Raw genomic sequence first — 15286 nt, forward strand, 5'->3', positions numbered from 1 at the left:
GTGCCACGCCACTATCTGCTGTACGGGTCCGAGCGCTACGCGCTGGCCATCCTCCGTCCGGTGCAGGCGGCGATCCGCGCGCGGGGCGACGAGGCGGCCTGGTTTTTCGACGGCCCCGGCGCGGAGGATCTGGCCGCCGATGAGACCCTGCTGAGCGTGGAGCAGGTGCGCGCGTGGAACCCGTATGCGGTGATCACCTCGTCCAACGCGGTGCCGCACTTCTTCCCCGGGGTGAAGGTGGAAACCTTCCACGGCTTCGATGCCGGCAAGCCGCGGCACATCTATATCCGCGGCTTCTTCGACCTGTACTGCACCACCGGCCCGCGTGACACCGCGGCGTTCTCGGCGCTGGCCGAGCAGATGGGGCATTTTTCGGTGGTGGAGACGGGTTTCCCGAAGATCGATCCGTTCATGAGCCAGCTGGCCGACGTGCCCGAGCCGGTGCGGCAGCCGCCGGTAATCCTGTACCACTCCACGTTCTCACCGTCGTGGAGCGCGGCCGGCATTCTCTACGACGAGATCAAGCGGCTGTCGCAGACCGGCGAGTGGCGCTGGGTCGTCACCTTCCATCCGAAGATGGATCCGGAAATGGTGGCCAAATACCGCGCGCTGGAAGGCCCGTACCTGCGCTTTGCCGATGACGACAACATCCTGGACCTGTTCCCGCAGGTGGACATGATGTGCTCGGACACCTCCTCGGCACTCAACGAGTTCCTGCTGACCTACAAGCCGGTGGTGACCTTCAAGAACCGCCGCCCGGGCCCGCAGCTGATCGACATCGACGATCCGGCGCAGTTCGAAGGGGCGATCCGCACCGCGCTGTCGCGGCCGCCGGAACTGATGGCCGCGGTGCGCCAGTTCGCCGACCAGCTGCACCCGTACCGTGATGGCCAATCCAGCGAGCGCATCCTCCAGGCGATCGATGCGTTTGTCGCCAAGGGCGCGCGCAACCGCAAGCCCAAGCCGTTGAACCTGTGGCGCAAGCTCAAGATCCGCAAGCGCATCGGCTACTGGGGCCCGGCGCGGGTTTGACGGTCGGCAACTTCGCCTTGCCGGCAGGCTGAGGGCGAAGTCAGGTTGTAGCGACATAGGTGCAGCCCGGATAAGCGCAGCGCACCCGGTCAGAGGGATCGACCCGGTGACTGGGCTTCACGCCTGATGCCGGATCCGAAAAAGCAGGTTTTCCGTTGCCAAATTTCGACGTGCCTCCAGGGGGGGGGGCTTTACTTGCCCGGGCTACGGAACCGAGCAGCCGGGCCTTCAGCGGCCCGGATGCGTGGCGCGGCCGCTACCAGCGCAGTTTGCGCCGGGCCAGTTCGGCGCCGAGCTGGTCCAGCAGTTCCCGTGCGCGCGTCTCTTCCAGCAACCGCAGCTGCAGCGGTGGTGCGCCGAACGCGCCGGCCGTGTCGAGGGTGAGCGTGGCGGTACCGAACGCGCGATCCAGCGGTGAGCGGTCCAGGCGCAGCGCCTGCAGCTTGTCCAGCTCGGCGATGCGCCACCAGCGGTTCCACCAGCCGCCGCGCACGGCCACCCGTTGCGCGTCGATGCTGTAGCCCATGCGGCTGACCTGGCGGTGCGCCTTGAGTGCGGACCACGGCAGCCACAACAGCGGCAACAGCCCCGGCGCGCCGGTTTCATGGGTGAGCACGGCGGTCAGGATGGCCACCGGCAGCAGCGCCGGCAGGCACAGCCGCCACCAGCCGCGCGTGGAGACGGCGTGCCACTGTGACGGTGGCCATTGGACCTGCGGCAGCAGCTGCTGCAACAGGCCATCGCAGGTGTCCGGCGGCGCCAGCGGCGCCAGTTCCTTCAACGCCCGGCCGTCCTTCTCGCCGGCACCGCCGGCGGCGATATCCACCCGCAGCTGGCGGCGTTTGAACAGCCGGTGCAACGCGCCTTCGCGCAGGGTCCAGGCCTGGATGCGGCGGCGGGCCACGCTGCTGCGCAGCCGGGTCAGCAGCCCGCGTTCGACGGTCAGCCGGCGGTCGGCCTCGGTCAGGCGGAAGCCGTGGTACTGGACAATGGCCAGGCCGATGGACAGCACCCGCAGCAGGACCAGTGCGAGCAGCACGACCATCAGGCCGGTGATCACCAGCGTGGGGGTGCCCAGCTGCAGCTGGCTGGCATAGCCGAACATCTGCCGGCCCTGTTGGGTGATGACATCTTCCATCGCGCGGCGCGGGAACAGCTGGTAGGCGGCGCCGACGGCGGCGGCCAGCACCACCATCGCGCGGTTGGAAATCAGCCCCTGCCGCACCAGTTCGGGCAGCGGCAAGGTGAGCAGCACGTCCGCGACTGGCTCCTGGACCATCGCGCCGGGTGCGGCGCTGCCGCGATGGCGGATCAGGCGTTCCAGTTCCAGTGCCTGCTCCAGCTTGAGCACGCGCATCTGCGCTTCGGGTTTGTCGCCGGCGGCCGACTCCAGCCGCAACTCGGCCACGCCGAACAGGCGGTGCAGCAGGTTCTGGTGCACCACCACGTTGTGGATGCGGGCGAAGGGAATCTCGCGGCGGGTACGTTCGAAAATGCCGCTGCGGATGCTCAGGGTGTCGGTGCCGATGCGGTAGCGGTAGCTCCAGTACTGCGCCAGCGCCGAGGCCAGCACCGCCACGATGACCGCCGCGGTGATCCAGTGGTGGTACGGCAGGCCGTCGTCATCGCCGCGGCTGCCGAACACCAGCACCGCCACCAGCGGCAGCAGCAGCTGCTGGATCTGCTGCTGCAACACGAACAGCCAGGACCACGGGTGCAGCCGGCGTTCTCCGGCGTCTATCGGCGCCGTGCTCACAGCGCGTCGTCGTCATGGTCGAGCTGGCGCGCCAGCCGGTCGCGCAGGCGTTCGGCATCGGCGTGGTCCAGGCCGGCGATGGCGACGGTATTCAGGCGGGTGCCGGCGGTATGCACGGTCAGGGTGGCCAGCCCGGCGGCGCGCTCCAGCGGGCCACGGCGCAGGTCCAGATGCTGCACGCGCGAGACCGGTACCCGGCTCTCGCTCTGCCACAGGTGGCCACGGCGCACGCCCAACGCCTGTGCATCCAGTCGCCAGAAGGTGAGCCGTTGCCGGCGCCAGCCGAACCAGCCTCCCCACAGCAGGCCGATGACCGCGCCCGCCGCGGCGATCAGCGGCCAGTGCGGGCTGCGCAGCACCAGCGTCAGCGCGCCGGCAGCCAGAGCCAGGGTGATCGCCATCGTCAGCCCGGCTCCAATGGCGGCGAGCAGGGCGCCGCGTGACGGCAGCGGTTGCCAGTTGCCTTCAGCAGCGACCGGGGCGGGAGGAAGTTCGGGGGGTTGGATCGACAAGCGAAGATTCCAGCGATGAGGCTGGAGCGAGCCTAGCATCCGTCCGCAGGCCTGTGCGCCGGGCTTACTGCGCGGCCATGATCAGGGCATCGACATCGAGCTGGTGGCCGGCCCGTTCGGCCTTGGTGCGCAGGTACTGCTCGTTCTCGGTGGTGATCTCGCCGGTCACTGCCACGCAGCCGACCACCTCGATGCCGGCGTTGCGCAGGTGCTGCACCTTGCTCGGGTTGTTGGTCAGCAGCTGGATGCGGCGCACGCCCAGACCCCGCAGCATCGCCGCGGCGCTGCCGTAGCGGCGCTCGTCCGGACCGAAGCCCAGCTGCGCGTCGGCGTCGATGGTGTCCAGGCCTTCGTGCTGGTAGCCGTAGGCGCGCATCTTGGCGGCGATGCCGGTGCCGCGGCCTTCCTGGTCCAGATACAGCAGGATGCCGCCTCCCAGCTCCTTGAGCGTGCGCAGGCCGCGGCGCAGCTGGTCGCCGCAGTCGCATTTGAGCGAGCCGAACAGGTCGCCGGTCAGGCAGGACGAATGCACGCGCACCGGCACGATGCCGCCCAGGTCCGGGTTGCCGACGATCACCGCCACCTGATCGCGCTGGGCCACGCCACCGCGGAACACCGCGAACTCGCTCATGCCGACATCGCGCAACGGCACCGGCGAGCGCGTCACCAGTTCGTAGTCCTGGCCGGCCTGGGCGGCGCCGGCAGCCAGGTCGGCGATATCCAGATGCAGGCACCGGTCGAACGGCGAGGCGCCGACCGGCAGTTCCGCCGCCACCAGCGCCGGCAGCAGCAGGCCCAGCCGCGCCAGTTCCACCGCGGCGGCATCGCGGGCATCGCCAGCGCTGAACGGGCCTTGCGGCGGTGTGGCATCGCGCAGATAGGCCAGCGCCGGCAGGCTGTCGAATGTCAGGCCGGCCAGCGGGATGCGGATGCCGTGTTCGGCGGCGATTCCCAGCGTCTGCGCGCGCGGGCGGGTCAGGAACAGGTAGTGCCGCTGGTCCGCGGCATCGGCGAAGGCGCTGAAGCTGGCGGCGGTGGCGCTGTCCAGGGCGATGACGGCACTGCGCCGGTCGCCATCGACGATCACCAGGGGACGCCCGGCGCGAAGCTCGGCCGCTGCCCGTTCGCAGTGGATGGCCGCAGTCTGGGGGAAACCGGCGGATGAAGTTGCAGGGGAGGGCAGGGCGCTCATCGGAAACCTAATGGGGGTCGCCGGCCGGGGATTCAATCGGCGCGGTCGGGCGACGCAGTGTTGCTGGCAACGCGTCAGTGCGGGTGTCTGGCGGTGGCGTACGGGTCTTTCTCGCCGCTGCCGGGGGGGCGCAGCGTGTAGCGTTTATAGGTCCACTGGTACTGCGACGGGTCGCGGCGGGCGATGCGTTCGATGCCGGCATTGAGCGTGGCCGCGGCGACCTGCAGATCCGGATCGGCCATGGCCGCCGGGGCCGGTTCGACATGCAGCGCGAATTCCAGGTCCGGGCCGATCCGCTCGCACCAGGCGAACAGCACCCTCGCACCGGTGCGTTCGGCCAGCCGGTTGACCAGGGTCATGGTCAGGGCCTGGAGGCCGAAGAACGGCACGAACACGCCGTCACCATTCTTGGGCTGCTGGTCGGGCAGGATCGCCACCGCGCCGCCATCCTTGAGCACCTTGAACAGCTGTCGCACGGCCGGACCTTCGGCGCGGACCTGGCGCACGTTGTCGCCGCTGCGCACCCGCTGCAGGAAGGCGTCGCCGGTGGGGTTCTCCGGCGGCGCGTAGACGAACGCGAACGGGCCGCGCGAGGCCAGCCACTGGTTGAGCAGCTCCCAGTTGCCATAGTGCGGCGCCACCACGATCACGCCCTGGCCCGAGGCCAGCGCCGCGTCGTACAGCGCCTGGCCGTGGCGCTCGACCAGGTGCCGTTGCAGGTTGCTCGCCGGCGGATGGGTCCACAGGTACAGCGTTTCCAAGGCCTGGCGGGCAGTGGTACGCAAGATGATGCGATGCAGGCGCTGGCGCTCGGCCGCCGGCAGTTCCGGATACACCAGCTCCAGATTGCGCCGGGTCACCCGGCTTTCGCGGGCGTCGATGCGCCGCCACAACCAGGCAACGCTGTCGGCCAGCGAACGCTGCCACGACCACGGCAGGCGGGTGAGCACGGAGGCGAGGCGATAGTAGAGCTTGGCGGCGGTGTCCGGTTTCATGTGCCCAAGTTTAGCCGCTGCCGCGCGATGTTAAGGTTCGCCCTCCTTTTGCCAGGAGCCGCCATGCTTTCCCTGATCCAGCGTGTCACCCGGGCCTCGGTCACGGTCGATGAAACCGTGGTCGGCGAAATCGGCCAAGGCCTGCTGGCGCTGGTGGGGGTGGAGCCGGGCGATGACGCCGCGGCTCTGTCACGGATGGCCGATCGCCTGCTCGGCTACCGGGTTTTCGCCGACGATGCCGGTAGAATGAACCGTTCCCTGCGCGATACCGGCGGTGGCCTGCTGCTGGTGAGCCAGTTCACGCTGGCCGCCGACACCCGCTCCGGCATGCGTCCGGGCTTCAGCACGGCGGCGCCCCCCGACGAAGCTGAACGTATTTTCAATCAACTGGTGGCCATCTGCCGCGAAAAACACGCCGCACGGGTGGAAACCGGCCGCTTCGGTGCCCATATGGTAGTGAGCCTGGTCAATGACGGACCGGTGACGTTTCTGCTCAGATCCTGACGCGCCGTGAATCCACCGCCCGGCAAGCGTTATGCTGCGCAGGTATAATAGTAGGTTCTCTTCTTTCCCCGCCGGTGGCGCGAGCATTACATGGCCAACGAACGTCCTGCCCAGCAAAACGACATCAAGCTTCTGATCAGCAAGGGCCTGGAACAGGGCTACCTGACCTACGCCGAAGTCAACGACCACCTCCCCGACGACATGGTCGATCCGGAGCAGATCGAAGACATCATCGCCCTCATCACCGGCATGGGCATCGATGTCCATGAAGTCGCGCCCGATGCCGACACGCTGGCCCTGAGCGACGGCAACACGGGCAACCGTGAAGTCGATGACACCGCTGCTGAAGAAGCGGCGGCCGCCCTGACCGCACTCGACACCGAAGGTGGTCGCACCACCGACCCGGTGCGCATGTACATGCGCGAAATGGGTACGGTCGAGCTGCTGACCCGCGAAGGCGAAATCGCCATCGCCAAGCGCATCGAAGAAGGCCTGGGCCAGGTGCAGGCCGCACTGGGCACCTTCCCGATGGCCGTGGAAACCGTGCTGGCCGATTACGAGCTGCACAAAGAGGGCAAGAAGCGCCTGGCTGAAATCATCGTCGGCTTCAACGACCTGGTGGAAGAAGAGCCGGCGCCGGCCGTGGTCGCTGAAAGCGATGACACCGAGGCCGACACCGAGGCTGAAGAGGAAGACGACGACGTCGCCGAAGAGGAAGCCGGTCCGACCGGTCCGGATCCGCTTGAAGTTGCCCGTCGCATGGAACAGCTGGCCAGTGACATGGCCAAGTTCAAGAAAGCCCACGCCAAGGGCGATGACAAGGCCCGTACCAAGCTGCGTGACGAGCTGGCTGCCACGTTCGTGACCTTGAAGCTGCCGCTGCCGCTGACCGACGTGCTGGTCAAGCAGTTGCGCGATGTGATGGCTTCGGTCAAGGCCCAGGAGCGCCGCGTGCTGCATCTGGCCACGATCACCGCACGCATGCCGCGCAAGGATTTCATCCGTTCCTGGGAAGGCAACCAGACCAATCTGGAATGGGTGGAAGATGCACTGAAGCGCAAGCAGAAGTGGTCCTCGGCCCTGCGTGATGTGAAGGACCAGATCATTTCCGAGCAGCAGGCCACGCAGGACGTGGAGAAGGCGACGTCGCTGTCGCTGGAAGAGCTGAAGGAAATCAGCCGTGTGATGGCCTATGGCGAGGCCCGTGCGCGCAAGGCCAAGAAGGAAATGGTCGAGGCCAACCTGCGCCTGGTCATCTCCATCGCCAAGAAGTACACCAACCGCGGCCTGCAGTTCCTGGATCTGATCCAGGAAGGCAACATCGGCCTGATGAAGGCCGTGGACAAGTTCGAATACCGCCGCGGCTACAAGTTCTCGACCTATGCCACCTGGTGGATCCGCCAGGCGATCACCCGCTCGATCGCCGACCAGGCGCGCACCATCCGTATTCCGGTGCACATGATCGAGACGATCAACAAACTCAACCGCATTTCCCGCCAGATGCTCCAGCAGTACGGCCGCGAGGCCACGCCGGAGGAGCTGGCCAAGGAAATGGACATGCCCGAGGACAAGATCCGCAAGGTGATGAAGATCGCCAAGGAGCCGATCTCGATGGAAACCCCGATCGGCGACGACGAGGATTCGCATCTGGGCGACTTCATCGAGGACACCAATGTGGAATCCCCGGTGGAGAACACGGTCAACATCAACCTGTCGGAAACCGTGCGCGACGTGCTCGGTGGGCTGACCCCGAGGGAAGCCAAGGTGTTGCGCATGCGCTTCGGTATCGACATGAATACCGACCACACGCTGGAAGAAGTCGGCAAGCAGTTCGACGTCACCCGCGAGCGCATCCGCCAGATCGAGGCCAAGGCGCTGCGCAAGCTGCGTCACCCGAGCCGTTCGGAGCAGCTGCGCAGCTTCCTGGATATCGAGTGATTTCCAGGCTGTAGGGTTGAACGCGAAAAACCCCGCCCAGGCGGGGTTTTTCTTTGCCGCCCGCGCGAGACGGTCAGCACCGGCCGGCCACTTCGGTGCAGCGGCGCTGTCCCAACGCGCACGGGCAAGTGGTCGCCCTACGCGCGCTCCACTACACTGTGCCGTCGTTGCGGGCCTATAGCTCAACGGTTAGAGCAGAGGACTCATAATCCTTTGGTTCCAGGTTCGAATCCTGGTGGGCCCACCATGGAAGGCACCGGGAGTTTCCACTCCGGTGCCTTTTTTGTGCGCGATGGCTGTTGGCGTGATCCCGGCCTAATGCCGACGTGAGCGCGTCTGCGGGGTGTGTGGGCAAGGGGCATGCCGGCGTGGCGGGTTTGGCGCAGCCCGTGTGCGCGGGGAGGGGAACTTCCCGGCGCCCGGGGTTTGGGCGGCCTGCACCGGACCGGCGAGGTGGCTTGTGCCGTCAACAGGCCGTTACCACGCCGGGAGTATGCTCGGCCCGACCGGTGGCGGCCGGGCCCCTTCCCTCGCTGAGGAATGCATCATGAGCATGATGAAAGCTGCCGTATTCGTTGAGCCCGGGCGTATCGAGCTGGCCGACAAACCCATCCCTGATGTCGGTCCCAACGATGCGCTGATCCGCATCACCACCACCACCATCTGCGGGACGGATGTACATATCCTCAAAGGCGAGTACCCGGTCGCCAAAGGACTGACCGTCGGCCATGAGCCGGTCGGGGTGATCGAGAAGCTCGGCAGTGCGGTGCAGGGCTACACCGAAGGGCAGCGGGTGATCGCCGGGGCGATCTGCCCCAACTTCAACTCCTACGCCGCGCAGGACGGGGTGGCCTCGCAGGATGGCAGCTACCTGATCGCCAGCGGCCGCTGCGGCTGCCACGGTTACAAGGCCACCGCCGGCTGGCGCTTTGGCAACATGATCGACGGCACCCAGGCCGAGTATGTGCTGGTGCCCGACGCGCAGGCCAACCTGGCGCCGATTCCCGACGGGCTGAGCGACGAGCAGGTGCTGATGTGCCCGGACATCATGTCCACCGGCTTCAAGGGGGCGGAGAACGCCAACATCCGCATCGGCGATGTGGTGGCGGTATTCGCGCAGGGCCCGATCGGCCTGTGCGCCACCGCCGGGGCGCGGCTGCTGGGGGCCTCGACCATCATCGCCGTCGATGGGAATGAGCACCGGCTGCAGATCGCCAAGGAGATGGGGGCCGACGTGGTGCTGAATTTCCGCAACTGCGATGTGGTGGACGAGATCATGAAGCTCACCGGCGGTCGCGGCGTGGACAGTTCCATCGAGGCGCTGGGTACGCAGGGTACGTTTGAATCGGCGCTGCGTATCCTCAAGCCCGGTGGCACGCTTTCCAGCCTTGGTGTGTACTCCGAGGACCTGAAGATTCCGCTGGCGGCGTTCGCCTCGGGCCTGGGCGACCACAGGATCAACACCGCACTGTGCCCGGGCGGCAAGGAGCGCATGCGTCGGCTGATGAACGTGGTCGCGTCCGGACGCGCCGATTTCGGGGCGCTGGTGACCCACCACTACGCGCTGGACGACATCGTCGCCGCCTACGATCTGTTCTCGCACCAGCGCGACGGCGTGTTGAAGATCGCGATCAAGCCCGGCGCTTGAAGCGCTGTGCCGGGGCGGTGGAGCGCCGCCGCCCTGTTGCGGTCAGCGCCGCACCGCCAGCACCCCGTCCAGCGCCAGCCCGGTCTTGAAGCCGGCTTTCTGCAGGCGGCTGGCGACTTCGCGGGGTACGTCGCGGCCGCTGGTGAGTTTGTTCGGCGCGCCGGTGTAGTGGAACAGTTTGCCGCCGGGGCGCAGCACGCGCGCCAGCTGATCGTAGAACACCTGCGAGTAGAGTTCCCCGGCGATCCCGAAGCGCGGCGGGTCGTGCAGCACCGCATCCATCGAGGCATCGGCCAGGTGTTCGATTTCGCGTGACACATCGCCGTGGGCCAGATGCAGCCGGCCGTGTGCGGAAGCGGCTTCCGGGTCGGGCGACCACGGGTTGAGCGTGCGCAGCCACAGCACTTCGCTGCTCTTCTCGAACGAGCGGATGCCGGCCACTCCTTCGGCAAGGCAGCAGGCGGCGAAGTAGCCCATGCCGCCGCAGGTGTCGAGCAGCTGCTTGCCCCGCGGCTCCACCAGCGCGACCTTGCGCCGCGCATCGTCCAGCGGCGAGAGCTGCGCGCTGACCAGCATCTTGATGCCGTCGATCTCGAAGGTCGGAATACCCCAGTCGGTAGGCACCAGCTTGTACAGCGCGCTGCCGAACCGCGAGGCGGCGCTGAAGGCATCGCCATCCCAGTAGTAGATGGTCCGGTCCTTGAGTTTGTCCGGCCACGCAAAGCGCTGTCCGTGCCACTGCCAGCCGTCCTCAGCGAGGATCACGGCGGTCTCGCTGCGGCCCAGATCGAACGAGGCGTGGATCTGTTGGACGCCGTTGTTGAGCGCTGTCCGCAGGCGCTCGAGCAGGGGGCGGGTGAGCAGCGGGCCGGTGTAGTGGGGCATGGGAGATCGAAGCCGGGTGGCGGAGCGCCGCAGCACCGGTGGCGGTGGGAAGGGGCGTGCATCGTACCTGAGCGGGCCCGCATTCAAGATCATCCGGAACGGGGGTGAGCCGTGCCGAGGGTGGCGGTGGACTTGCGTGACCGCGGGCGAATTTTGTCCGCAGCCCAGCCAGGCCGCATAATCCGCCCCCTTTCCCGCCCCCGGGCCGCCGCCGCGCTGTCGGTCACGCGCGTCCGCTGTTCCAGGCTGCCAAATCCATGTCCTTTCTCCGATCCGAACTGGCGCAGTGGCGTGCCCATCCGCTGCGCGAGCTGCTGGCCGGCGCGGTCGCCACGTTCGCGCTGATTCCCGAGGTCATCGCGTTCTCCTTCGTGGCCGGCGTGGACCCGCAGGTGGGGCTGTTCGCCTCGTTCGTGCTCAGCATCGTGATCGCGGTGTTTGGCGGGCGCCCGGCGATGATCACCGCCGCGGCCGGTTCAGTGGCACTGGTGGCCGCGCCGCTGGTGTCCGCGCATGGGCTGCCCTATCTGTTCGCCGCCGGACTGCTGGCCGGCGCGGTGCAGGTGCTGTTCGGCGCGTTGCGACTGGATGTGCTGATGCGCTTTGTCAGCAGCTCGGTGCGCACCGGTTTCGTCAACGCGCTGGCCATCCTGATCTTCGCCGCGCAGCTGCCGCATCTGGAGGCGGCCAATGCGGCGACCTGGGCGCTGCTGGGGCTGGGCTTGGCGATCATCTACGGGTTGCCATACCTGCCGCTGCCCGGCCTCCGGATGATTCCCTCACCGCTGATCTGCATCGTGGTGCTGAGCCTGCTGGCGGTGCTGCTGCAACTGCCGGTGAGCACGGTGGCCGATCTGGGCAAGCTGCCGGGCGCCTTGCCGCAGTGGCTGGGACTGCCCGAGGTGCCGGTGGATCTGCAGACGCTGCGGATCATCGCGATGCCGGCGTTGGCGATCGCGATGGTGGGACTGCTGGAGTCGTTGATGACCGCGCGCGTGGTCGATGAGTTGACCGACACCCCGAGCCCGAAGCACCGTGAAAGCATCGGCCTGGGTGCGGCCAATATCGCCAGCAGCCTGTTCGGCGGCATCGCCGGCTGCGGCATGATCGGGCAGACCGTGGGCAATGTGAAATACGGCGGTCGCGGCCGCCTGTCCACCCTGTTTTCCGGCGTGTTCCTGCTGATGCTGATGGTGCTGCTCAAACCCTGGATGGCGCAGGTGCCGGTGATCGCTCTGGTCGCGATCATGGTGATGGTCAGCGTCTCCACCTTCGACTGGCGCAGCTTCGGTGCGTTGAGACGGCACCCGCGCCTGTCCGGGGTGGTGATGCTGGCGACGGTGGCGGTCACCCTGGGCACCCACAACCTGGCCGCCGGTGTGGGCGTGGGCGTGCTGCTCAGTGGCGTGTTCTTCGCGCTGAAAGTGGCGCAGCTGCTGGATATCCGCATCGAGGACACCGACGGTGTGCGCACCTACCGGGTCACTGGCCAGGTGTTCTTCGCCTCGGCCGATCCGTTCATCGACGCGTTCGATCCCCGGACCTTGCCCGGTAACCGGGTGGTGATCGACCTGGATGGTGCGCGGCTGTGGGACATCACCGCGGTGGCGGCGCTGGACAAGGTGGTCACGCGGCTGCGCCATCACGGCGCCACAGTGCGGGTGCACAGCATGGACCGCCACAGCCGCGGGCTGATGCGGCGCGTGCGCAGGGAAGGCGCGTGGGCCGAGGATGGCGTCTCCGGCAGCTGAGCCGGTGTGCGCGGCTCACCCCGGCCGTGCGCTCAGCCGCGGTTGTACTCGACGAATTTGGCGAACTGCGCCAGTTCATCCAGCACGGTCTTGCCGTGGGTGAGGATCCGCATCGTACGGTTCACGTCGTCCCAGCCGCTGTTGCCGCGCTTGCCGCCGTGGAAGACATTGTTGCGTGCCGCGCGCAGCAGGATCGCCACCGCCTGCAGTTCGAATTCGTTCTCATCGAACTCGATCTCGCGCCAGGCTAGCTTGCCGTGCGAGGTGCTGATCTGCTGCTGCGGGCCGGCTTCCAGCAGCGCCAGCGCATCGGGTGACAAGGTGTAGCGGGTGCGGTTGCTGCGCACGAACTTGTCCCAGTTCGGCTCGGCCTTCTTGCCGGGCTTGTCCGACTTCAGGTAGCCGGCTTCCTTCATGCAGAACTCGAAGCGGGCGAACGCGTAGAAAAAATCGAACGCGGTGTGTTCGAGCGTGGGGATGATATCGGTCTTGATCATGTGCCGGTCCATTGCCGAGACGGGAGGAAGTGCCGTGGCGTGCAAGGGCAGCGGAAACGGGCGGCTCGCGCCGGACCCGTCGGACAGTCGAATGACGGCGGCGAGGGCTGCCAGTGTACGGGAAGCGCCCGGTGCCAGCCTAAACGGCGTGCCGCGCCGGGTGGTCAGGGGCCGGGACAGCAGCCTCACATCAGCCCCGTTAGGCTGCGGTTCCTGCCTCAAGTCTGCAAGGTGATGAGATGTCGCTGATTCCTCAAGGTACCTGGGTTGTGGTGGCCAATGGCCGCAGCGTACGCGTGCTGCGCAATGTGGGGACCGAAACCCAACTCAAGCTGCATCAGGATCCGACCCCCACGCTGGATACGGAAAATGTCGGTCCTTCGGGCCTGCAGCCCAAAGAGAACGACACCGGTGAGGCCGCGTTTGTGAAGCTGCTTGCCGACTGGTTGAACCGGCAGGCGCTGGCACACCACTTCGAGCGGCTGGTGCTGGTGGCCGATGCGGTGTCGCTGGGTGAGATCCGGCCACAGCTGCACAAGGAGGTACAGGCGCGGCTGCATGCCGAGATCGTCAAGGACTGGACCAACATCCCTTTGGATGACATCGAGAAGGCCCTGAACGCGCAGCGCATCTGAACCGGCGGGTCTCCCCCGTCACCGCCGACCGTCGCCGGGAGCGGCCCGCACTTTTGATTCCTCTCAGAGCACGTCGAAAGCGTAGTTGCCGCGTTCCAGTACCGAAGCGGCCAGTTGCTCGACCTGCGCGTCCTCGTTGCGCTCCAGCCCGCGCACGTTGCGTACCAGGCGCCTGCGTGCCTGGCGGGCGAACAGCCCGGCGATGGTGACCGCTTCGTCGGCGGCGGGGTGTGACTGCTTGACCAGGCTGTCGGCGCGCGAGAGCACGCACAACCCGACGAACACATCGATGGCGATATCGGCGATGCGCTTCTGCGCGTGCTGCTGTCCGGCGACGTGCTTGCCGTGCTTGCGCAGCAGCCGGTCCGAGACCTTGGACAGTTCGACCGTGTACTTCTCGCACAGCGCCGCCAGCTTGCGCAGCTCCGGCGCCAGCGGATGGACGATGCGGTCGGTGCCATAGCCGGTGGCCTCACGCACGCGGCGACCGGCGTAGTCGCCGAGCACGCCGAAACCCTTGATCGGGTCGTTGAAGATGCCGCCGACCGCGCTCTGCAGTTCGCTCAGGGTCGCACCCACGCCCTTGAGCCCGGACAGCGCCACATACAGCCGCAGGATCTCATTGGTGCCTTCGAAAATCGACAGGATGCGGGTGTCGCGGGTCATCTGCTCGTAGGGGAACTCGCGCATGAAACCGTTGCCGGCGGCGATCTGCAGCGCTTCGTAGGACGCGCGCTGCACCGCCTCGCTGGCGAACACCTTGCTCATCGCCGCTTCCACCGAATAGTCGCTGCGGCCGCTGTCGATCAGGTGCGCGACCATCCACACCGCGCTTTCGGCGGCAAAACAGTCCACCGTCATCTGCGCGATCTTCTCGCGCACCAGCCCGAACTCGCCGATGGTCTGGCCGAACTGGCGGCGCTCGTTGGCCTGCGCGCTGGCCAGCCGGATCAGCGCGCGCATGCCGCCGACCGCGCCGCCGCCCAGCCCGGTGCGACCGCTGTTGAGGATGTTCATCGCCACCTTGAAGCCCTTGCCGACCGGGCCGAGCACGTTGGCCGCCGGCACGCGCACGTCAGTGAAGGCGACGGTGGTGGTCGAGGAGGCGCGGATGCCCATCTTGTCCTCGTGCGGGCCGTGGCTGACGCCGTCCCAGCCGGCCTCGACGATGAACGCGGTGACCTTGCCTTCGGGTGTGTCGGTGCGCGCGAACACGGTGTAGAAGCCGGCGATGCCGCCGTTGGTGATCCAGATCTTCTCGCCGTTGAGGGTCCAGCTGCCGTCGGCGTTGCGGCTGGCCCTGGTGCGGATCGCCGCGGCGTCGGAGCCGGCGCCGGATTCGGTCAGGCAGAACGCGGCGATCATCTCGCCGCTGGCCAGCTGCGGCAGATAGAGCCGCTTCTGCTCGTCGCTGCCGAACAGCAGCAGGCCCTTCATGCCGATCGAGCTGTGCGCGCCGATGGTCAGCGACACCGAGCTGTCGCGGCTGCTGGTCTGGCCCAGCACGCGCGCATAGGCGCCGTTGGACAGCTCCAGTCCGCCGTGTTCCTCGGGAATGATCAGGCCGAACAGACCCATCTCGCGCAAGGCCTGGATGAACTCCTCCGGCTGCTCGGCATCGCGGTCGTACTGTTTGAGCGCGGCGCTCTTGTCTGTCAGGAACTGGTCGATGGCCTCGGTCATCGCCCCGAGCATTTCCCGGTCGCGCTCGCGGATCTGCGGATAGGGAAACAGCACGTCCTCGGCGATCTGGCCGAAGAACAGCTGTTTGGCGACGCTTTCATCCAGATTCTGCGATGCAACGGTATTCACGGCACGACTCCTCGATACGGCGACAACGAAGGCCGGTGCTGGCGATCCGGCGCGATAACCCGATCATGCCCCTGCCGGCGCCGATATTGGAACTCGCTGCGGTTTTGCCGGTCTGTTGCTGCTGCCAAT

The 15286-nt window shown here is 67.2% G+C and carries 13 protein-coding genes and 1 tRNA gene; 7 read left to right on the forward strand and 7 right to left on the reverse strand.

Going from position 1 to position 15286, the window contains the following annotated elements; all coding sequences use genetic code 11:
* Nucleotides 1-1032, forward strand: a complete 1032-nt coding sequence (locus tag ACVOMH_RS11990; RefSeq protein ID WP_054659364.1) for a CDP-glycerol glycerophosphotransferase family protein — start codon at nt 1-3, stop codon at nt 1030-1032.
* A 256-nt stretch (nt 1033-1288) separates the two neighbouring features.
* Here ACVOMH_RS11990 and ACVOMH_RS11995 read toward each other — a convergent pair whose 3' ends face one another.
* The 4 genes from ACVOMH_RS11995 to ACVOMH_RS12010 form a co-directional block, all read right to left on the reverse strand.
* On the reverse strand, nt 1289-2788 hold the full coding sequence (locus ACVOMH_RS11995; RefSeq protein WP_481552107.1) for a PH domain-containing protein: 1500 nt from the start codon (nt 2786-2788) through the stop codon (nt 1289-1291).
* Nucleotides 2785-3339, reverse strand: a complete 555-nt coding sequence (locus tag ACVOMH_RS12000) for a PH domain-containing protein (protein ID WP_481552108.1) — start codon at nt 3337-3339, stop codon at nt 2785-2787. The genes ACVOMH_RS11995 and ACVOMH_RS12000 overlap by 4 nt, the downstream gene beginning before the upstream one ends.
* Before the next feature lie 25 nt (nt 3340-3364).
* Complete coding sequence (ribA, locus tag ACVOMH_RS12005) at nt 3365-4492, reverse strand: GTP cyclohydrolase II RibA (RefSeq protein ID WP_481552109.1); 1128 nt, start codon at nt 4490-4492, stop codon at nt 3365-3367.
* 74 nt (nt 4493-4566) lie between these two features.
* Complete coding sequence (locus tag ACVOMH_RS12010; protein WP_481552110.1) at nt 4567-5487, reverse strand: lauroyl acyltransferase; 921 nt, start codon at nt 5485-5487, stop codon at nt 4567-4569.
* Between the two features lie 63 nt (nt 5488-5550).
* Between ACVOMH_RS12010 and dtd the strand changes: the two genes are divergently transcribed.
* From dtd to ACVOMH_RS12030, 4 genes are all read left to right on the forward strand, one after another.
* A complete protein-coding gene (dtd, locus tag ACVOMH_RS12015) occupies nt 5551-5991 on the forward strand; it encodes a D-aminoacyl-tRNA deacylase (RefSeq protein ID WP_481552111.1) in 441 nt (146 codons plus the stop codon).
* Nucleotides 5992-6081: 90 nt separating this feature from the next.
* Complete coding sequence (gene rpoD / locus ACVOMH_RS12020; protein WP_481552112.1) at nt 6082-7929, forward strand: RNA polymerase sigma factor RpoD; 1848 nt, start codon at nt 6082-6084, stop codon at nt 7927-7929.
* A gap of 171 nt (nt 7930-8100) precedes the next feature.
* Nucleotides 8101-8176: transfer RNA gene (locus tag ACVOMH_RS12025), tRNA-Ile, on the forward strand.
* Nucleotides 8177-8476: 300 nt separating this feature from the next.
* On the forward strand, nt 8477-9577 hold the full coding sequence (locus tag ACVOMH_RS12030) for an NAD(P)-dependent alcohol dehydrogenase (protein WP_481552113.1): 1101 nt from the start codon (nt 8477-8479) through the stop codon (nt 9575-9577).
* 42 nt (nt 9578-9619) lie between these two features.
* Here the strand turns inward: ACVOMH_RS12030 and ACVOMH_RS12035 are convergent, their stop codons facing one another.
* The gene (locus ACVOMH_RS12035) at nt 9620-10462 is read right to left on the reverse strand and encodes a class I SAM-dependent methyltransferase (protein WP_481552114.1); all 843 of its coding nucleotides are present in this window, start codon (nt 10460-10462) and stop codon (nt 9620-9622) included.
* A gap of 257 nt (nt 10463-10719) precedes the next feature.
* On the opposite strand from ACVOMH_RS12035, the gene ACVOMH_RS12040 reads away from it, so the two are divergent.
* Nucleotides 10720-12213: a SulP family inorganic anion transporter gene (locus ACVOMH_RS12040; protein WP_481552115.1), complete on the forward strand. Its 1494-nt coding sequence runs from the start codon at nt 10720-10722 to the stop codon at nt 12211-12213.
* 32 nt (nt 12214-12245) lie between these two features.
* Here ACVOMH_RS12040 and ACVOMH_RS12045 read toward each other — a convergent pair whose 3' ends face one another.
* Nucleotides 12246-12710, reverse strand: coding sequence for a hypothetical protein (locus ACVOMH_RS12045; RefSeq protein ID WP_481552116.1), 465 nt, complete (start codon nt 12708-12710; stop codon nt 12246-12248).
* Nucleotides 12711-12949: 239 nt separating this feature from the next.
* Between ACVOMH_RS12045 and ACVOMH_RS12050 the strand changes: the two genes are divergently transcribed.
* On the forward strand, nt 12950-13345 hold the full coding sequence (locus tag ACVOMH_RS12050) for a host attachment family protein (RefSeq protein WP_054659069.1): 396 nt from the start codon (nt 12950-12952) through the stop codon (nt 13343-13345).
* 63 nt (nt 13346-13408) lie between these two features.
* Here ACVOMH_RS12050 and ACVOMH_RS12055 read toward each other — a convergent pair whose 3' ends face one another.
* The gene (locus ACVOMH_RS12055; RefSeq protein WP_481552117.1) at nt 13409-15157 is read right to left on the reverse strand and encodes an acyl-CoA dehydrogenase family protein; all 1749 of its coding nucleotides are present in this window, start codon (nt 15155-15157) and stop codon (nt 13409-13411) included.
* Between the last annotated feature and the right edge of the window lie 129 nt (nt 15158-15286).

Source organism: Stenotrophomonas sp. STEN013 (assembly GCF_056760355.1).